Here is a 17,437-nt window from a genome sequence, read left to right on the forward strand (position 1 = left end):
CACTGAAGCGGGGAGACGAACTGGCGAGGATTGTAGGTTTCAGTCAGGCGCACGCCACAGGCGAGCGGTTCGATAATACTTATCAATGAGAGTGATAAGACGCGCTTATTCGTGTGTTCCGAGCCCTGTGGCTTTTGCAGCCTTGAAGGGGCGAGCGGGCTTTCGCTCGGCAGCGGCGGTCTCCCGAGCCATCCGCCCTGCATGAGGCACGCATGCCACCGGGGCCTCGGCCTGGCATTCGCCAAAGCCGCTCACGCCTTGGGCGCTTCGAAAGTCTATGCGGGGATGCGCAATACTGAGGGCTTTGACGTCCCCGGTCTGACCCCCGTCAGACTGGACGTGACCGACGATGCGTCGGTCCGGGCTGCCGCTGCGATGTGCCAAGACGTCACCCTGGTGGTGAACAACGCCGGCATCGTCAGTTTGATGAACGGCCCGCTCGATCAGAACATGGACGAACTGTCGCGCACGCTTATGGAGACCAATTACTTCGGGATCGTTCGGGTGTCGCAGGCGTTTGCCCCTGTGCTCGCCGCGAATGGCGGGGGCGCATGCATCAATGTGCTATCCGACGCCACCTGGCTGAGTGTTCCGATGCTGGCGGCGTACGCGGCGTCGAAATCCGCGGCATGGAGCGTGACCAACGCGTTGCGCCTGCAGTTGAAGAGCCAGGGGACTCAGGTCGTCGCGCTGCATGTGGGCTTCCTCGACACGGATATGACCAAGGGGTTCGACATGCCCAAGTCGAGTCCTGATCTGGTCGCCAGGAAAGTCTATGCCGGGTTGGAAGCCGGGGCCTTGGAAGTCCTGGCCGATGAGGGCACCGTACAGGTCAAATCGACACTGTCCAGTTCCGAGCCGGTGTATTTCGATCCGTCCTCGTTTTGATCGCCGACTCGGGTGCACGTCAAGGCGCCTGTGCTGGCGCCTCTCTGCCCGTTCTAAGGGGCCTGCGTGCGCCCCGCGTGCGACGTGCCGGTCGGGTCATTGATCTGAATCACGTTGCCCTGACGCCAGGCATCTACGCCCGGGAGCGGTTCAGGGGCCGTGATGTCTGACCGTGCGGCCCGCTTGGCATCACTGCTGACGCCAAACCGGCGATCCCGTTCGCGGACCATGCGCGGATCGGCCTGACCATCGGCGACGAAGCCCATCATCAATTGCGGCATGCCCAGCGGAAGGGTCTTGTCCTGATCGGTATGCCAGGTGTGCCAGGTTTTGCCGTAGGTGCTCGCCAACTTTTCCATCAGCGCATGTTCGGCAGGTTCGGGAATACCCGGCGCGATCAACTGCCCTGATGTCACTTCATGCCGGTGGCTGTGCCAGAGCGCCTTTTCCCCCTCGGGCAATCGGGCGAAAAGCGCGGCACTGACGATGTACTCCACCCCCATCAGCTTCGCGTCTTGGGTGTTGCCATCGAAGATGACGCATTGGATCACGTCGTCATTGAGCACCGAACAGTAGTGGTGCGCCTCCATCTGCGCCTGTTGGTGGCCGTTGTAGAAATGGAAGCCGTCCAGATAGGCATTCAGTCGATCGATCGGCGGTCGGCTTTGCAACAGGTGCGCGCCTGTGTCGAGGGCTTGGGTCGTGGGGGCGGTGGGCTTGCCGGGAGCGTCCACGGGGGAAGGCGACGTGTGAGATCCGCACGCCGCCAGCGAAGCGAAGCCCAGGCTCAGGTATGCCAGTTTGAAGCGGGAAGGACCGTGCGCGGCATGACGAAGGTTCATGATGTTTTCTCGTGGGCCGGTTCGATATCCGCAGGGGCGAGGGGTTTCACGCCGCCCGCCCGTGCTACCGCGTGCAGCCCCACGCCGACCAGGATCAGGGCCCCGGCGCGCAGCCATGTGCCCATGCTCTGTTGGCTCAGCAGCAGCAGGCAGGACACGATGCCCAGCACAGGCATCCAGGTCGGCACTCTGAAGTGGGGCGTCTGCACCTTGTCCTTGCGCAAGACCAAGACCGCCAGATTGGTACTGATGAACACGAAAAGCAGCAACAGCACTACCGTTTGCGCCAGCGTCTGCAGGGAGCCTGTCAGTGTCAGCGCCACCGCAACCACCGACGTGGCGAGAATCGCCATGCCCGGGGTGCGGCGCTGCGGGAAGACCTGCGTCAATGCGCGTGGAAGCAATCCCTGGCGCGCCATTCCGTAAGCCAGTCGGCTCGACATGATCATCGTCAGCAACGCGCCGTTGGCCACGGCCACCAACGCGACGAACGCGAACAGGCGTGGGGAGACGCCCAAGCCCGAGGCTTTGACCACTTCGAGCAGTGGCGCGGAGGAGGTCAGCAACCGCTCCACAGGCATCACCGACGCAGCGGCTATGGCGACCCCCATGTAAACGGCGCCTGCGAGCAAAAGCGCGCCGAACAGCGCGCGAGGATAGGTCCTGCGCACATCGCGGATTTCCTCCGCGAGGTTGGCGGATGTCTCGAAGCCGACAAACGAATAGAACGCCAGCAACGCGGCGCTCAGCACCGCCAGCGCAGGGTTGACCCCCGGTTTGAAGGACAACGCCCGTGAAAGATCAGCCTCACCCGTGCGGAAAAACCAGAGGGCCGCCACCATCACGATCAGCAGCCCCGACACCTCGATCAGGGTCATCACCACGTTGGCCGACAGGGATTCCTTGATCCCTCGGGCATTGAGCAGTGCGATAAGCCCCAAAAACACCAGGGCCGCAACGGGCGGCGAAACCTGCACGAATACCGAAAGGTAGTCCCCGGCGAACGCCAACGACAGGCCCGCTGCGCTGGTGACGCCTGCGGCCAGCATGCAGAATCCCACCAGAAAGGCGATCAGCGGGGAGTTGAACGCTTTGCCCGCGAACACGGCTGAAGCGCCTGCATGGGGGTATTTGGTCACCAGTTCGGCGTAGGAACCGGCCGTCAGCAAGGCAAAACACAGCGCAATCAGGAGGGGAACCCAGATCGCCCCGCCCACTTCACCGGCAATAGTGCCCGCCAGGGCGTAGACGCCAGCTCCGAGCACATCGCCGAGAATGAACAGTAGCAGCATGGGACCTGTGACGGCGCGCTTGAGGGCTGGCCGGGGTGATGGGGGTGTCATTGGCATGCGGTGCTCCCTGCTTGAGTGGCATGAATCGGCAACGGCGAACGCCATTACCTGACTTCATGGCTATCAGGAAGATCGTGTCTACATGGGAAGATTCCGGCATTTTTCAAAACCGGCGCCCAACGTGCAGGGCGACAGCGCAGATCCGAAGTCGATTGTAGGAGCGCGCTTGCCCGCGACAGCGGCGTGTCAGACAACCCTGTTCTGACTCAGCAATCGCGATCGCGGGAAAGCCAAGGAACCACCGACAGGCACCCACTCGATCCGGGCGGGCCAAAAGGTCTTCGCTGCCTTAAGATGGAGGTCCTTTTGGCTATCCAGGGTCTTTACAATGCGCCGACTTGTTCTCGTGGCAGGGGCTTTCCTGTGTTTCAGCGCGTTGGCCGACAACGCTCATCAGCCCGTCCGGAAATGGACATTGCTGGATCAGAACGACAAGGCCTACACCCTCGATGACGAGGCTCAGGTGCTGCTGGTCGCGCGCAGCATGGCAGCGGCGAAATTGGTCAACGCGGCGATCGAGGACGCGCCCGCAGGCTATCTGGAGTCGCGCCACATGATCTATGTCGCGGACATCGAAAAAATGCCGTCAGTCATCAAGCTGGTGGCCGTGCCTGCGATGCGCTCGGCCAACTACCGGATTCTGCTGGATCGCGACGGCCGGGTCGCCGGTGAGTACAACGGGGATCGGGAGTCGGTCCAATGGCTGGCGCTCAAGGGCGGCGCAGTGGTGCAGGAGAAGCGGTTCACTGATGGCGCGGCGCTTAAGCAGGCCATCGCCGAGCGCCCCCAGCCGTGAACGGTTGATCAAAACCGCTTCTTGAACACCATGGCCATGAAGCCCTCGATCATATGGACGTCATTGAACACCTGGCGCAGGTGGGTTTCGGCGTTGGCCAGGTGAAGGTGCAACTGGGCCTTGACCTTTTCCTCGCCGTAGACCGAGACGAAGGTCGACTTGCCGAGGTCTTTGCCCGAGTCCTTGCCGGTGTCGCTGCAGCCATCGCACAGATCGTCATACATCTGGAACGCCTGACCCAGTTCCATCGCAAAGTTCTGCAGCGGGGCACGGGCGTTTTCGGCGCCGTGGCTGATCAACCAGGCCATGTCGACGATGGCACCGAACAGCACACCGGTCTTGAGGTCGTTGGTCATGGCGATGTCTTCCGCACTCCGGCTGTGCTGCCCGTCGCGCAGGTCGAGAAACTGGCCGCGCACCAACCCTTGCATGCCCACCGCGTTCGCGGCCAGCTCGACCAGTTGAGTCCGGATCGTCGGCGCCAGGTCGGCGATCGATGCGATGACGCCGAACGCGCGGCTCAACAGCGCCACCGCAGTCAGAATTGCCACGTCCTCGCCGAATTTCAGGTGCACCGTTGGCTTGCCACGCCGCAAAGACGCGTTGTCCATGCACGGCATGTCGTCCAGCACCAGTGAAGCCGCGTGAATCAGCTCGACCGCGCAACCCAGATCCAGCGCCGCCGTCCCTTCATGGCCAAGCCCCTGTGCAATGAGCATGAGCAGCACCGGGCGCATCCGCTTGCCGGGCGCGAGCGCTGAATCACGCATCGCCAGCGCCACCAGATCGCGTTCGTTGCCACTCTCTGGGAGCAATTCATCGAGACGCTGCTCGATGGCGGCGCGCACCACAGAAAGACGCTCGGTGAAGCCGAGGTCGAGGATGGCAGCGGAGTCCGTACTCATCGGGGTATCTTCCTTTACTGTCGCGACTGGAACGGTTGCGTAGACCTGTCACGCTACAAGTCGGGGAACGACTTCGCAACGCAGGTGCCTCAGTTGAGCCAATCTTGTACAAAACGTGTACTGTCGAGGCGTTTGTATAAGTTTTCTCATGAAATGACCACGCCGTATACGAAATGATTCCAGCCAGTCGGGGCTTGTAATGAGCAATAGCGATTTGAGTAGACGCAAGGATGACCACTTGAACATCGTGCTCGACCGACGCGCGGGTCCTCGTGGCCGGGGCACCGGGCTCGATGCGCTGCAATTCGAACACTGTGCCTTGCCCGAGTTGAACCTCGACGCGATCGATCTGAGCAGTGCGTTGGTGGGGAAAACGCTGCGCGCACCGCTGTTGATCAGTTCGATGACCGGGGGCGCCGAGCGTGCAACGGCCATCAACCGGCATCTGGCCGAGGCCGCCCAGGAGCTGGGCATCGCCATGGGGGTAGGCTCGCAACGCGTCGGACTGAGAAGTGGCAATGACCAGGGGCTGACGAGCGAACTCCGTCGGCTGGCGCCCGACATTCCCTTGCTTGGCAACATCGGTGCGGCGCAATTGCTGGAGCGTGACGGCCTGGACTTGGCGCGCCGAGCAGTGGACAGCCTGCATGCCGATGCCTTGATCATCCACCTGAACCCTTTGCAGGAAGCCGTGCAGGCCGAAGGCGACCGAAACTGGAGCGGTGTGCTGGAGGCGATTGCACGCACGGTCCAGATGCTGGGCGTGCCAGTGGTCGTCAAGGAGGTAGGAGCCGGGCTCTCCGCGCCGGTAGCGGTGGCGCTGGCCGATGCGGGCGTGCAGGTGATCGATGTGGCCGGCCTGGGGGGCACCAGTTGGGCGGCGGTCGAAGCCGCTCGAGCGGTACGGGCCGAAGACCGGCGAGTGGCTGAAGCGTTCAGCGGTTGGGGCATCCCCACCGCCATCAGTCTGCAGAGTGTCCGCCGCGCATTGCCCCAGATGCCCCTGATCGCCTCGGGCGGGATTCGCAACGGCGTCGACGCGGCCAAAGCGATCTGCCTGGGCGCCGATGTCATCGGTCAGGCGGCGGGTGTGCTGCGCGAAGCCACGCTGTCCACGCCTGCGGTCATCGAGCATTTCCGCATCGTCATTCGGCAGCTTCGGATTGCCTGTTTTTGTACCGGTTCGGCCAATCTCGCGGCGTTACGCCGCGCGCGTCTGCTGCCCGCCGACCCGACACTGTCGCTGTTCCCATGAGCCACTTCGGCGTCGTAGCGCCCGCTTTCTACAGCCATTCCCAGGCGCTGCAGGCGCTTGCCTCGGCGTTGATCGACCGCGGTCACCGCGTCACCTTTTTCCAACCGGCCGACGCACGGCGTTGGCTGGCTGACCCGCGTATAGGGTTTCATGCGTTGGGCGCCGTCAGTCATCCACCCGGTAGCCTTGACGCTGTGTTGCGGCGGGCGGCGACCTCCAATAACCCGCTGCGCTTGCGCGGCGTGATCCGGGATTTATGCCGGACCACTCGGATGCTGTGCCACGAGCTGCCAACGGCGCTCGCGCACGCGGGGGTCGACGCGTTGCTGTGCGATCAGATGGAGGCCGCTGGCGGTTTGGTCGCCGAGGCCATAGGAATGCCGTTCGTGTCGGTGGCCTGTGCATTGCCGGTCAACCGCGAGCCCGACATCCCATTGCCTGTGATGCCGTTCGCCTACGGCCAGGATGAGCGCAGCCGTCGCCTGTATGTCGCCAGCCAGCGCGTTTACGATGGCCTGATGTGGCCCTTGCGCGGGGTCATTCGCCAAGCCTGCCAACAACTCGCCATCGCCCCCCGCGACGGTCTTCACCAATGCCTGTCGCCTTACGCCCAGATCAGCCAGACGATCACCGGGTTCGACCTTCCTCGCCAGCAGTTGCCTTCGACCTTTCACGCCGTCGGGCCCTTGCGCAGTTCCGATGCACCGGCGCAGGGGCAATGGGCGATCGATCCGCAGCGCCCCTTCGTGTTCGCCAGCCTGGGGACGTTGCAGGGTGGCCGAATGGGGATGTTCCAACAGATCGCCAAAGCCTGCGCCCGGCTCGAGGCTCAACTGTTGATCGCGCACTGCGGCGGCCTTGGAACGGCTCAAGAAGAGCGGCTACGGCGCAGCGGTGCGACGTGGGTCACCGATTTTGCTCCTCAGCAATGGGCCTTGGAACACGCCGATATCGCGATCACCCATGGCGGGCTCAATACCGTGATGGATGCGGTCAAGGCCTGTACGCCGGTGCTGGTGATGCCCATCGGCTTCGACCAGCCGGGCGTGGCCGCGCGGGTCATCCACGCGGGCATAGGTTTGCGCCTCAGTCGCCGGGCTCGAGCGGGCTCGATTCACACCGCGCTCACCCACTTGTTGCAGCACCCCAAAGAGGCGTTGCATCGGCTGGCGTCAGAGCTGGATCGGGCAGGGGGGACTTCACGGGCTGCCGACATCGTCGAAGCCGTGGTGCGGACCGGCAAGCCTGTGCCTGTGGAGGCCATTCCATGACCTACGACCTGATCCTGGCGGGTGGAGGACTGGCCAACGGGCTGATCGCCTGGCGCTTGAAACACGTGCGTCCCGAATGGCGAGTGCTGTGCATCGAGGCGCAGCCGCGCATCGGCGGCAACCACACCTGGTCGTTTCACGACGGCGACCTGAACCCGGCCCAACACCGCTGGATCGCTCCGCTGGTGGTGCAGCGGTGGCCGTGTTACGACGTCCATTTTCCCGATCGATCCCGGCGCCTGTCTTCGGGCTACGCCAGCATTGATTCCGAGCGCTTTGCCGACGTCATTGGGGCCGCGTTGGGGGATGACTTGCGCACGGGCGTGGCGATCACTCGGCTCAGCCCGACTTCCGTGTCGCTGGCCAATGGAGAGTCTCTGCAGGCCCGTGCGGTGATCGACGGACGCGGCGTTCAGGCCAGTGCTCAGATGGTGTTGGGTCGTCAGGCGTTCCTGGGGCAGTTGCTGCAGTTGCACGCGCCCCATGGCCTGGAGGCGCCGATCATCATGGATGCCCGAGTGCCCCAGGGCCAGGGGTATCGATTCGTCTATGTCCTGCCGTTCAGTGCCGATACGGTGCTGGTGGAAGATACGCACTATGTGGACCGCCAGGCATTGTCCGCCGAACAGTTGCGCAGCCACATCGCCGAGTATGTGGAGGCTCGGGGCTGGGCTGTCGCGGCTTGCCTGCGTGAGGAGCATGGGGTGCTGCCGATCACCCTGGCCGGTGATTTCTCTCGGTTCTGGAGCGACACCCAGGGCCAGCCGTTATCGGGTCTGCGCGCAGGCCTGTTCCACTGCACCACCGGTTACTCGTTGCCCCATGCCGTACGCCTGGCCGATTGGATCGCCGAACAGCGCCAGCTTGACGCCAGGATCCTGGCCAAGGGTATACGGACTCATGCCGCTCGGGTCTGGCATCGCCAACGCTTCTATCGCTTGCTCAACCGCATGCTGTTTCTGGCGGGGCGGCCCGATCACCGTTGGCAGGTGATGCAGCGTTTCTATGGGCTTCCCGAGGGCCTGATCCAACGTTTCTATGCCGAACAGAGCAACCTCGCCGACAAGCTGCGGATTGTCTCCGGCAAGCCACCTGTGCCAGTTGACGAGGCGCTTCGCGCGATGTTCCGTTACCACCCCAGACAGTACGAGAATCGAGAATGACCGAGGCAAAAAAAGCCATTGTGATTGGCGCCGGATTCGGAGGGCTGGCCTTGGCGATCCGCCTGCAGGCGGCGGGGGTACAGACGACGCTGCTGGAAAAGCGCGACAAGCCCGGCGGGCGCGCCTATGTCTACCAGGATCAGGGCTTTACCTTCGACGCGGGCCCTACGGTGATCACCGACCCGACGGCCATCGAAGAATTGTTCACCGCCGCCGGTCGAACGATGGCCGACTACGTCGAACTGCTGCCTGTCGCGCCGTTCTATCAGCTGCGCTGGGAGGACGGATCAAGCTTCGATTACGCCAATGACCAGGCCGCACTCGATCGGCAAATCGCCCAGTTCAACTCGCGGGACGTTGCAGGTTATCAGCGTTTTCTCGCCTATTCCAAAGCCGTGTTCCGCGAAGGGTACCTCAAGCTGGGCAGCGTCCCGTTCCTGTCGTTCCGCGACATGCTGTCCGCCGGGCCGCAACTGGCGCGGCTTCAGGCGTGGCGCAGCGTGTACGCCAAGGTCTCGGCCTTCATCGAGGATGACAAGCTGCGCCAGGCGTTTTCGTTTCACTCCCTGCTGGTGGGTGGCAATCCGTTCGCCACGTCGTCCATCTACACCCTGATTCATGCCCTGGAGCGAGAGTGGGGCGTCTGGTTTCCGAGGGGCGGCACCGGGGCGCTGGTCAACGCGCTGGTCCGCCTGTTCGAGGACATCGGTGGGCGCATCGAACTCAACGCTGACGTGGCCCGCATCGACACCGTCGGCAACCGCGCCACCGGGGTACACCTGGCGGATGGCCGACAGTTCGCCGCCGACTGTGTCGCCTCCAATGCAGACGTGGTCCACACCTACGCCACCTTGCTCGGTGGGCACGCCCGCGGCGAGAAGGAAAGTGCCCGGCTCAAGCGCAAGCGCTTCAGTAACTCACTGTTCGTCATCCACTTCGGCCTCAAGCGCCCGCAGCCTCAATTGCAGCACCATACCGTCTGCTTCGGGCCACGCTATCAAGCGCTGATCCAGGACATTTTCAACGGGCAGGCGCTGGCTGAAGATTTTTCGCTGTACCTTCACGCGCCCTGTGTGACGGACCCCAGCCTTGCTCCGCCAGGCTGCTCGAGCCATTACGTGCTGTCGCCGGTACCCCACCTGGGCAATGCCCCCATCGACTGGACGATCGAAGGCCCGCGCTACCGTGACCGGATTTTCGATTACCTGGAGAAACACTACATGCCCGGACTGCGGGAGGATCTGGTCACGTGTCGGATCTTCACGCCGGCGGACTTCGAGAGTGAGCTGAATGCACACCTCGGGTCGGCATTTTCCCTCGAACCGATCCTCACCCAGAGCGCCTGGTTCCGGCCGCACAATCGCGATGCGGCGCTGGGCAACGTCTACCTGGTCGGGGCAGGCACGCATCCCGGGGCAGGGGTGCCGGGGGTCGTGGGGTCCGCCAAGGCCACCGCCGGTCTCATGCTGGAGGACTTGCGCCAATGATTGCTGCCGAAAATGACGACCAAGCCCTGCTCGATCATGCGACCCGAAGCATTGCCGTCGGCTCGAAAAGCTTCGCCGCCGCGTCGCGCCTGTTCGACCCGGCCACCCGGCGTAGCGCAGTCATGCTCTATGCCTGGTGTCGGCATTGCGACGACGTGATCGACGGCCAGGAGGCGGGGCACCTGGCCGCGCCTGTGGAACAGGAAGAGGTCAACGCGCGACTGGCGGCGTTGGTGGCCCAGACCCAGGCGGTGTACGCCGGGCTGCCCGTCCACAGTCAAGCATTCGCCGCGTTCCGCGAGGTGGTGCGCCGCCATGGCATTCGCGAGACCTATGCGTTGGAGCACCTGGCCGGGTTCGCCATGGACGTTCAGCAGCGGCGCTACGAGCGCATCGAAGACACGCTCGACTACTGCTATCACGTGGCTGGCGTTGTCGGGCTGATGATGGCGCAGGTCATGGGCGTCCGCGATGAACGTACTCTGGATCGCGCCTGCGACCTGGGGATGGGCTTTCAACTGACCAACATCGCTCGCGACATCATTGAAGATGCAGGCGTTGGCCGCTGCTACCTGCCTGGCGACTGGTTGCGTGAACTGTCGATTCCCGAGCAGCACCTTGCCGAACCCCAGTACCGAGCGGCGCTGGCCGTGCTGGCCCGCCGCCTGGTGGACTTGGCCGAGCCTTTTTACGCCAGTGCCCAGGCCGGTCTGACGGCCTTGCCGTGGCGCTCGGCCTGGGCAGTGGCGACGGCCAGCGGGGTGTACCGGGAGATTGGTGTCAAGGTGAAGGAGCGGGGCAGCCGGGCGTGGGATACCCGCGTATCGACGTCGAAGCCTGACAAGCTCCGGCTGGTCGTGACCGGGCTTTGGCGCGCCGTCAGTTCCCGAGGCCGTCGCTGGCCTGACCGCCCTGCTGACGGTTGGCAGCGTCCTCGTCACGCTTTTCCAGCGCCCCCCCATGCAAACGCCGAAGTTGAGCCCGAAGCGATGAAATAGAAGGTGCATACAGGAAACCGAACGATACGCACCGCTCCTTGCCCGCCACGGCATGGTGCATCAGATGCGCCTGGTAGAGGCGTTTCAAATAACCGTTGCGCGGCACGTAGCGCAAGGGCCAGCGCTTGTGCACCAGCCCGTCGTGGGCCAAAAAGTACAGAAACCCATAGGCCGTCATGCCGGCGCCGATCCATTCCAGCGGGTGCACGCCCTGGGTGCCCAATGCGATGAGGAGGATGGCGAAAGCGGCGAACACCACCGCATACAGGTCATTCTTCTCGAACCACCCCGTTCTGGGCTCATGGTGGGAGCGGTGCCATCCCCAGCCCCAGCCATGCATGATGTATTTATGGGCGACGAAGGCAAATCCTTCCATGCCGATCAGCGTGGTCAGAAACACCAGCGTATTTACCATCATTCTCGTCACCCCTGTGCAGTCAGCTGTTGTGACCCTGTTTCGTCAGTAAACGTTCTCGATGCCTGCGACGCGGGGGCATGACGGTTCGCGGCACTGCCTTCAGAGGTGCAGGGCTTTATTGGGCCAGCATCTTCGGCAACGCGCCCACCTGTGGCCTGGCGAACAAGTAGCCTTGCATGAGGTTGACGCCCAGGACCAGCAACGAATCGCGTTCTTCAGCGGTTTCGATACCTTCGGCGACCACCGTGATGTTCAGCCTTCTCGAGACGAGCACGATGCCCTCCACAATGGCTTTGCGCACCGGGTCGGAGTCGATGTTCCGGGTCAACGCCATGTCGATTTTCAACACATTGGGCTGAAACATCGCCAGGAAGTTGAGGCCCGAATAGCCCGATCCGAAATCGTCGATGGCAGTGGTAAATCCCTGCCGCTCGTACTCATTGAAGATGGCTTTCAAATGCTCGGGGTCGTCCACCCGCTCGCCTTCGGTCACCTCGAACATCAGGCGCTCGGTTGGAAAGTTGAAGGCGCGTGCGGCTTCCAGCGTGGCGCGAATGCAGGTTTCGGCCCGGTAGACGGCATTGGGCAGAAAGTTGATGCTGAGCTTGCAGTCCGCAAGCGCGGGCAAACCCAATTGAGCCGCGAGTTCGATCGCCTTGACCCGGCAAGCCTGATCGAAGCGATACCGGTTATCGTCATTGACCTGGGCCAGGATGCTCATTGCCGATTCGCCGTTGATGCCCCGCACCAGCGCCTCATAGGCCCACGGCTGCGCGGTGCGTACGTCGAAGATAGGCTGAAAGGCCATCGTGAAGTTGAAACCCAGGTCACTCAGATTCCGGCATTCAGCGCAGCTGATCGAGGTGAAACTGCGTTGCGGTTTGTGATCACTCATAAGTCGTCCTGGTAGCCCCACCATGCACGACATGCTCATGGCCAAGTGCAACCATTTTACAGGGAAATGGGAGTCTGGGTGGAAGAAGCAGATGGTCATCCGACGGTGAGTCTTTCCATACAGTACCGACCAGCCCCGCCCCCGCTGCGCTGTCTTTGCCCCGGAACAGAGCCGGGGCGCTCTTCAGAACACCGACCAGCCAATGCGCGAACTCAACAATTCCAGCGCGGCCATTCCGGCGAGGGAATTGCCTGCTGCATTGAGCTCCGGTGACCACACGCACACGCTGAACTGCCCGGGTACGATGGCGACGATCCCGCCTCCTACGCCGCTCTTGCCGGGCAACCCCACGCGGTAGGCGAAATTTCCGGCCTCGTCATACAGCCCACTGGTGGCCATGATCGAATTCACCTGCTGAGTCTGGCGGCGCGTCAGGATCTGTTCACCGCTGTGCTTGCAGAAGCCGTCGTTGGCCAGGAAACAGAATGCACGAGCCAGGTCCAGGCAGCTCATGCGCAGCGCGCAATAGCTGAAATAGCTGCGCAATACCGTCTCGACTTCGTTGTGAAAGTTGCCGAACGACTGCATCAGGTACGCCATCGCCGCGTTGCGCGCGCGGAATTGGTACTCCGAGTCGGCCACCCGGGCGTCCATCAAGACGTGAGGATTACCCGACAAGCGCCTCACGAAATCGCGCATCGACAACGTCGGCGCCGCAAAGCGCGATTGATTGATATCGCAAATGACCAATGCGCCCGCATTGATGAACGGATTACGCGGCCGTCCGCCCTCGAACTCCAGTTGCACCAGCGAGTTGAACGGCTGGCCTGAGGGCTCGTGGCCCAGGCGTTCCCAGATGGCTTCGCCGGAGTGGCCGATCGCTTGAACCAGGCTGAACACCTTGGAGATGCTCTGTATGGAAAAAGGCACCAGCGCGTCGCCTGCGCAGTGGTAGCTGCCATCATTGCCATACACGGCAATGCCTAGCTGCTGCGCCGGTACGTCGGCCAGCGCGGGTATGTAGTCAGCCACTTTGCCCTTGCCGATCAAGGGACGGACTTCATCAAGAATGTCGTTCAACAGCGTTTGCATGGAGGGCCCTGTCATCAGTCCCCCGACAGCGGTGGGGGCAATAGCTCACTTGACGCGGGACAAGCGGCCGAAATCACATTTCACGGTCATTTCCAGGAACCGGCGTGACTGCCGGCCAACGGTCGTGCAGCCATTCGTACGCCGCAGGCGGTGCGCGGGTGACCACGTAAACCCGTCGCTCCTGCGCCTCGCCGATCACCAGGCACTCAAGGCCATAGCCGTCGTTCATATCGAACCAGTGGGACACCCGTTCAGCGTCCTTTTCCATGAAGCGGCTGACCAACGCGATGGCACGTTGCGGGTGATACTTTTCCCAGCCGCCTCGCTCGATGGTTTCATACTTCGCCCAGCCGCCCTGTGGGCCCCAGCCCGGCTGCTCCTTGCGTCGCCCCCAGCGTACCCACCCAAGATCCGTACCATCTTCCAACACCACCGGCAGCGCAGCCATCGGATTGGGGAAGTAGACGCGCACGGGCTCATACGCTCGGTTCTTGTCCTTCGCTTCGACACCGCCACACATGTTGGTCACCTCACATTACGCCACTCATGCCATACAGCATTGACCACCGCTCAGGGGTCTAGTTAACTGTATATGTGTACAGTACAGCGGCAGTGACTTCGATGCAATTTCTCATCACCCCCCGACGCAGCAACGGCAAGGCGCTGCCGATGGTTCCGCCCAAACGCACGACCGTGATCCACGGCGAGCTCACCATCACCAACCGTGTGTGCGAGCCCCTGCACCGGCACTCGAACGTCGCCACCCTCAGGGCGACCCACGGTGATTTCAAGCTGCTGCTGCCGGAGCTCTACGACGCGAGCCTGTCGGCCATGGCGCGGGAGGGGTTCACCCTCAGCGGCATTCAGCTCGAAGGGGAGGTCTGGTATGCCCAGTCCTGGTGGTGCAGGCCCGTTGATTGAAGGAGGAAGCGTCATGGGGTATGAACAGGTCAGGGACCGGGAGCTGGAACTGTGGAACATATTGTTGAACCACGAGGGGCGTCGGGAGCTGGCGATTGAGCATTGGAGCGGCGAACTCACCGGGCATGCCATGGCGTTGGCCAGGCTGGGTATCATCACGGCCAGCGAGCTCGACGAAATGCTGGATTACGCCGACGCCGCGTACAGCCATGCCATCGAGCAGAAGGGCACGCGCCCTCCCTGCGAAGGCGATCAAGGCCGCGAGGCGTGAACCTCGCGTTTACGAACCGACGAAGGACATGCAACCCTCTCGGTTCGCTGCCGATATGCATCTGAAGAAATGAACAGGAGCGTCATGATGGACACCACCACGCAAACGCTGCGCAGGGACCTGCAAGGTCTGGCAGCCGATCTCAAGTGGTCAGCGGTAGAACTGGTCAGAATTGCCGAGCGGTTGAGCCAGGCAGGCAATGAACCGGATGCCCAGGCGTTGCAGCGGATGATCGCGATGTTCCAGCGCGAAGAAAGTCGGCTCAGCGCCATCGTGGGCGATATCTCGGCAGGGCGGATCGTTCAAATCGGTGATGCGGCGGTGTGAGCCGCGGACGTGAGTATGGGGGACGCCGATCTGAGGTGTCGGTGCCGGGAGACTCAGGATGCACGCACTCACCGGCAGGGAGGCTGACTGCTCACTGCCGATCAGTCCATACGGGGCGGAATGTCAGAACTTGAAGGCTTGTCGTCCGATCAGCAACCACTGACCTTTTTGCTTCTGCCAGACCTGGAAGTTCTCGATCTCGGTGGGGACTTCCACGCCGCTGTTCACGGCCTGTGCGGAAAAGTGGTTGCGCACCAGGGCGACGTCGCCGTCCAGGGTGATTTTCTGGTTCAACATCTGCAGTGTCTTGAACCCACTGCGTCCGGTCTCGATGTCGGCGATGAATTCAGCCTTGTTCTGGATCTTGCCGCTGGAGTGGCCGTAGGTGACATTGTCGGACGTCAGGGCGCTCAGGGCCTTGGTGTCCTTGTGCAGCATCGCTTGGGTCATGTTGTCGACCGCCTTGGCCACGGCTTGCTCGTCGGCGGACGGCGCGGCGAACACATATCCGGAAAACACGCCCAGAAAGCCCAGCAGCAGTTTGTATCGGGTCATCGCTCTTTCCTTCTTGTTGTCGTCGAGGGCAGAACACCCCCGCGTGTCGGTACGGCATTGCCGTGTAATCGGTCGGGCAGGCCACCTTAGAGGTCCGTGATTTCCTTATGGCGCGGGACGAGCGTCTTCATCACGCCCCAGGCCACCAGGTAGGCCAGTGCACAGATGGCGAACATGATCATGTAGCCGGTGTGGATATCGTTGATCGATTTGTAATAGTCGAATACCCAGCCTCCGATCTTGGTCAGGACCACGCCCCCCAGGCCACCCGCCATGCCGCCGATGCCGACCACGGAGGCCACGGTTTTTTGCGGGAACATGTCGGAAACCGTGGTGAAAATGTTGCAGGACCATGCCTGATGGGCGGACGCGCCGATGCCGATCAGCAAGACGGGCACCCAGAAGCTGATGTAGCCCAGCGGTTGCGCCAGGAGTACCAGCAGTGGGAACAGCGCGATCACCAGCATCGCCTTCATGCGGCCGTCGTAAGGTTTGTCGCCGCGTGCCATGAAATAGCTGGGAAACCAGCCACCGCCGATACTCCCGACCATGGTCATGCTGTACAGCACGAACAACGGCATCACGATGGAGGGACCTTTCATTCCGTACTGCGCAGCCAGGTAGGTCGGGAGCCAGAACAGGAAGAACCACCACACGCCGTCGGTCATGAACTTGCCAAACGCGAAGGCCCAAGTCTGACGATAGGTGAGCAGTTTGAACCACGAGACCTTTCGGCCAGGCACGTTCGATGCCGGGAGGGGCTGGGTGGATTCGGCTTCGTCACTGCGGATATAAGCCAACTCGTCGGCGGTCAGGCGCTTTTGCTGATCCGGTCTTTCGTACAGCGCCAGCCAGAAGCCCAGCCAGACGAAACCCAGCAGGCCAATCACGATGAAAGCCGCTTCCCAACCCCATGCCGCCGCGATGAGCGGCACACAGATGGGCGCAGCGATTGCCCCGACATTGGCCCCGGAGTTGAAGATGCCCGTGGCGAATGAGCGTTCTTTCTTGGGGAAGTATTCGGCCGTGGCTTTGATCGCGATGGGGAAGTTGCCCGCTTCGCCGATCGCCAGCACCGCCCGCGACAACATGAAACCTGCGATGGACACCGGGATCGCCGCCAAGCCCAACGCGCCGGCGATCGCACCGATGCCTTGACCCAGCGGTACCGCAAAGGCGTGCATCACAGCGCCCGTCGACCAGACCCCAATGGCCACCATGTAGGCAGTTTTCGTCCCGATCTTGTCGACCACTCGGCCTGCGAAGACCATCGCGATGGCGTAGACAAACTGGAAGACCGACGCGATGTTGGCGTAGTCGGTGTTGCTCCAGCCGAATTGAGCGGACAGGTCCGGAGCCAGCAGGCTCAGCACTTGGCGGTCCAGATAATTGACCGTGGTGGCGAAGAACAGCAACGCACAGATCGTCCAACGGTATTTGCCGATGGAACGGGTTGCCGCTTGGGTCATGCTTTGCGGGTGAGTGGACTCGTTGAGGTTCATGACATCACTCTTGTTCTTGGAGGTGTGATGGTCTCTCGGCCGTGTGCCGAGAATGTGCAGATTGGCCCGAGTAGACTCTCGGAGTCAGACGTCTAACAAGTGGAGGGTGGTGGAATCGGCAGTGCGCTGGCCAGGGGCTTCACTGCGGGAGGCTCGCCATTTCGCCAAAAAGCGTGAAAAGGCCGGGGATTAGGGCTAATGAGCAAGCAGTCTGGATTCATGGGGGTGGCCGACACTGTTTTTATTTTTTGGAAATGTTGTCGCTTTGAATCATATGTTGTCGTACAACAAGGCAGTTATAGCCAGTGAGACCTTGGGCTGTCAATGTTGTGGTGGCATTCAGGGCGAGGCGCTGCGGCTGCACGCAGAAAACGCGTGGTCATTGCTCGCGCAAGTCGATAAGCGCTTCTATGCTGGATGAACGCCATCACCCTGCGCTCGTCGGCACGGGGAATGGTCAACCCACCGAAACGCAAACGCCCCAGATTCCTGGCACGAT

Annotated in this window: 19 protein-coding genes; 10 read left to right on the forward strand and 9 right to left on the reverse strand. The window is 62.3% G+C overall.

Features of this window, described 5'->3' with window-relative positions; genetic code table 11:
- Positions 1–201 precede the first annotated feature (201 nt).
- A complete protein-coding gene (locus tag N5D61_RS21200; RefSeq protein WP_279894118.1) occupies positions 202–888 on the forward strand; it encodes an SDR family oxidoreductase in 687 nt (228 codons plus the stop codon).
- A gap of 53 nt (positions 889–941) precedes the next feature.
- Here N5D61_RS21200 and N5D61_RS21205 read toward each other — a convergent pair whose 3' ends face one another.
- Entirely contained in the window at positions 942–1,730 is a 789-nt protein-coding gene (locus tag N5D61_RS21205) for an OBAP family protein (RefSeq protein ID WP_279894119.1), read from the reverse strand.
- The gene (locus tag N5D61_RS21210) at positions 1,727–3,079 is read right to left on the reverse strand and encodes an APC family permease (protein ID WP_279894120.1); all 1,353 of its coding nucleotides are present in this window, start codon (positions 3,077–3,079) and stop codon (positions 1,727–1,729) included. Before N5D61_RS21210 ends, N5D61_RS21205 begins: the two co-directional genes overlap by 4 nt.
- A gap of 331 nt (positions 3,080–3,410) precedes the next feature.
- On the opposite strand from N5D61_RS21210, the gene N5D61_RS21215 reads away from it, so the two are divergent.
- Positions 3,411–3,878 carry a hypothetical protein gene (locus tag N5D61_RS21215; protein ID WP_279894121.1) on the forward strand — a complete coding sequence of 156 codons (468 nt, stop codon included), beginning with the start codon at positions 3,411–3,413 and terminating at the stop codon, positions 3,876–3,878.
- 8 nt (positions 3,879–3,886) lie between these two features.
- On the opposite strand, the gene N5D61_RS21220 is transcribed toward N5D61_RS21215, so the two are convergent.
- Positions 3,887–4,783: a polyprenyl synthetase family protein gene (locus N5D61_RS21220; protein ID WP_279894123.1), complete on the reverse strand. Its 897-nt coding sequence runs from the start codon at positions 4,781–4,783 to the stop codon at positions 3,887–3,889.
- A 199-nt stretch (positions 4,784–4,982) separates the two neighbouring features.
- Between N5D61_RS21220 and fni the strand changes: the two genes are divergently transcribed.
- Genes fni through N5D61_RS21245 form a run of 5 tightly spaced genes read left to right on the forward strand, consistent with a single transcriptional unit; the run spans position 4,983 to position 10,957 of the window.
- Positions 4,983–6,038, forward strand: a complete 1,056-nt coding sequence (fni, locus tag N5D61_RS21225) for a type 2 isopentenyl-diphosphate Delta-isomerase (protein ID WP_279894125.1) — start codon at positions 4,983–4,985, stop codon at positions 6,036–6,038.
- Positions 6,035–7,309, forward strand: coding sequence for a glycosyltransferase (locus N5D61_RS21230; RefSeq protein ID WP_279894127.1), 1,275 nt, complete (start codon positions 6,035–6,037; stop codon positions 7,307–7,309). The genes fni and N5D61_RS21230 overlap by 4 nt, the downstream gene beginning before the upstream one ends.
- The gene (gene crtY, locus N5D61_RS21235; protein ID WP_279894128.1) at positions 7,306–8,472 is read left to right on the forward strand and encodes a lycopene beta-cyclase CrtY; all 1,167 of its coding nucleotides are present in this window, start codon (positions 7,306–7,308) and stop codon (positions 8,470–8,472) included. The genes N5D61_RS21230 and crtY overlap by 4 nt, the downstream gene beginning before the upstream one ends.
- On the forward strand, positions 8,469–9,959 hold the full coding sequence (locus N5D61_RS21240) for a phytoene desaturase (RefSeq protein WP_279894129.1): 1,491 nt from the start codon (positions 8,469–8,471) through the stop codon (positions 9,957–9,959). Before crtY ends, N5D61_RS21240 begins: the two co-directional genes overlap by 4 nt.
- Positions 9,956–10,957, forward strand: coding sequence for a phytoene/squalene synthase family protein (locus tag N5D61_RS21245; RefSeq protein ID WP_279894130.1), 1,002 nt, complete (start codon positions 9,956–9,958; stop codon positions 10,955–10,957). Before N5D61_RS21240 ends, N5D61_RS21245 begins: the two co-directional genes overlap by 4 nt.
- Here the strand turns inward: N5D61_RS21245 and N5D61_RS21250 are convergent.
- The 4 genes from N5D61_RS21250 to N5D61_RS21265 form a co-directional block, all read right to left on the reverse strand.
- Positions 10,839–11,375 (reverse strand): sterol desaturase family protein, encoded by a 537-nt coding sequence (locus N5D61_RS21250; RefSeq protein WP_279894131.1) that lies wholly within the window; start codon positions 11,373–11,375, stop codon positions 10,839–10,841. The genes N5D61_RS21245 and N5D61_RS21250 overlap by 119 nt on opposite strands.
- Positions 11,376–11,490: 115 nt before the next feature.
- Positions 11,491–12,270 carry an EAL domain-containing protein gene (locus N5D61_RS21255; RefSeq protein WP_108238820.1) on the reverse strand — a complete coding sequence of 260 codons (780 nt, stop codon included), beginning with the start codon at positions 12,268–12,270 and terminating at the stop codon, positions 11,491–11,493.
- A gap of 183 nt (positions 12,271–12,453) precedes the next feature.
- Positions 12,454–13,362, reverse strand: a complete 909-nt coding sequence (gene glsB / locus N5D61_RS21260; RefSeq protein WP_279894132.1) for a glutaminase B — start codon at positions 13,360–13,362, stop codon at positions 12,454–12,456.
- Between the two features lie 73 nt (positions 13,363–13,435).
- The gene (locus N5D61_RS21265) at positions 13,436–13,882 is read right to left on the reverse strand and encodes a hypothetical protein (protein WP_279894134.1); all 447 of its coding nucleotides are present in this window, start codon (positions 13,880–13,882) and stop codon (positions 13,436–13,438) included.
- Positions 13,883–13,983: 101 nt separating this feature from the next.
- Here N5D61_RS21265 and N5D61_RS21270 point away from each other — a divergent pair, with 101 nt between their 5' ends.
- The 3 genes from N5D61_RS21270 (at position 13,984) to N5D61_RS21280 (ending at position 14,881) form a co-directional block, all read left to right on the forward strand.
- A complete protein-coding gene (locus N5D61_RS21270; RefSeq protein WP_108238817.1) occupies positions 13,984–14,283 on the forward strand; it encodes a hypothetical protein in 300 nt (99 codons plus the stop codon).
- 13 nt (positions 14,284–14,296) lie between these two features.
- Entirely contained in the window at positions 14,297–14,554 is a 258-nt protein-coding gene (locus N5D61_RS21275) for a hypothetical protein (protein WP_279894135.1), read from the forward strand.
- Positions 14,555–14,638: 84 nt separating this feature from the next.
- On the forward strand, positions 14,639–14,881 hold the full coding sequence (locus tag N5D61_RS21280) for a hypothetical protein (protein ID WP_108238815.1): 243 nt from the start codon (positions 14,639–14,641) through the stop codon (positions 14,879–14,881).
- A 123-nt stretch (positions 14,882–15,004) separates the two neighbouring features.
- Here N5D61_RS21280 and N5D61_RS21285 read toward each other — a convergent pair whose 3' ends face one another.
- Positions 15,005–15,436: a nuclear transport factor 2 family protein gene (locus N5D61_RS21285; protein ID WP_108238814.1), complete on the reverse strand. Its 432-nt coding sequence runs from the start codon at positions 15,434–15,436 to the stop codon at positions 15,005–15,007.
- An 86-nt stretch (positions 15,437–15,522) separates the two neighbouring features.
- A complete protein-coding gene (locus tag N5D61_RS21290) occupies positions 15,523–16,938 on the reverse strand; it encodes an MFS transporter (protein WP_108238813.1) in 1,416 nt (471 codons plus the stop codon).
- Positions 16,939–17,437 lie beyond the last annotated feature (499 nt).

The organism is Pseudomonas sp. GD03842 (assembly GCF_029841165.1).
GTDB lineage: Bacteria > Pseudomonadota > Gammaproteobacteria > Pseudomonadales > Pseudomonadaceae > Aquipseudomonas.

Excerpts from the sequence above, each read along its gene's own strand:
- N5D61_RS21200 (WP_279894118.1), top strand. The coding sequence starts at position 202 with ATGAGGCACGCATGCCACCGGGGCCTCGGCCTGGCATTCGCCAAAGCC.
- N5D61_RS21205 (WP_279894119.1), bottom strand. The coding sequence starts at position 1,730 with ATGAACCTTCGTCATGCCGCGCACGGTCCTTCCCGCTTCAAACTGGCA.
- N5D61_RS21210 (WP_279894120.1), bottom strand. The coding sequence starts at position 3,079 with ATGCCAATGACACCCCCATCACCCCGGCCAGCCCTCAAGCGCGCCGTC.
- N5D61_RS21215 (WP_279894121.1), top strand. The coding sequence starts at position 3,411 with ATGCGCCGACTTGTTCTCGTGGCAGGGGCTTTCCTGTGTTTCAGCGCG.
- N5D61_RS21220 (WP_279894123.1), bottom strand. The coding sequence starts at position 4,783 with ATGAGTACGGACTCCGCTGCCATCCTCGACCTCGGCTTCACCGAGCGT.
- fni (WP_279894125.1), top strand. The coding sequence starts at position 4,983 with ATGAGCAATAGCGATTTGAGTAGACGCAAGGATGACCACTTGAACATC.
- N5D61_RS21230 (WP_279894127.1), top strand. The coding sequence starts at position 6,035 with ATGAGCCACTTCGGCGTCGTAGCGCCCGCTTTCTACAGCCATTCCCAG.
- crtY (WP_279894128.1), top strand. The coding sequence starts at position 7,306 with ATGACCTACGACCTGATCCTGGCGGGTGGAGGACTGGCCAACGGGCTG.
- N5D61_RS21240 (WP_279894129.1), top strand. The coding sequence starts at position 8,469 with ATGACCGAGGCAAAAAAAGCCATTGTGATTGGCGCCGGATTCGGAGGG.
- N5D61_RS21245 (WP_279894130.1), top strand. The coding sequence starts at position 9,956 with ATGATTGCTGCCGAAAATGACGACCAAGCCCTGCTCGATCATGCGACC.
- N5D61_RS21250 (WP_279894131.1), bottom strand. The coding sequence starts at position 11,375 with ATGATGGTAAATACGCTGGTGTTTCTGACCACGCTGATCGGCATGGAA.
- N5D61_RS21255 (WP_108238820.1), bottom strand. The coding sequence starts at position 12,270 with ATGAGTGATCACAAACCGCAACGCAGTTTCACCTCGATCAGCTGCGCT.
- glsB (WP_279894132.1), bottom strand. The coding sequence starts at position 13,362 with ATGCAAACGCTGTTGAACGACATTCTTGATGAAGTCCGTCCCTTGATC.
- N5D61_RS21265 (WP_279894134.1), bottom strand. The coding sequence starts at position 13,882 with ATGTGTGGCGGTGTCGAAGCGAAGGACAAGAACCGAGCGTATGAGCCC.
- N5D61_RS21270 (WP_108238817.1), top strand. The coding sequence starts at position 13,984 with ATGCAATTTCTCATCACCCCCCGACGCAGCAACGGCAAGGCGCTGCCG.
- N5D61_RS21275 (WP_279894135.1), top strand. The coding sequence starts at position 14,297 with ATGGGGTATGAACAGGTCAGGGACCGGGAGCTGGAACTGTGGAACATA.
- N5D61_RS21280 (WP_108238815.1), top strand. The coding sequence starts at position 14,639 with ATGATGGACACCACCACGCAAACGCTGCGCAGGGACCTGCAAGGTCTG.
- N5D61_RS21285 (WP_108238814.1), bottom strand. The coding sequence starts at position 15,436 with ATGACCCGATACAAACTGCTGCTGGGCTTTCTGGGCGTGTTTTCCGGA.
- N5D61_RS21290 (WP_108238813.1), bottom strand. The coding sequence starts at position 16,938 with ATGAACCTCAACGAGTCCACTCACCCGCAAAGCATGACCCAAGCGGCA.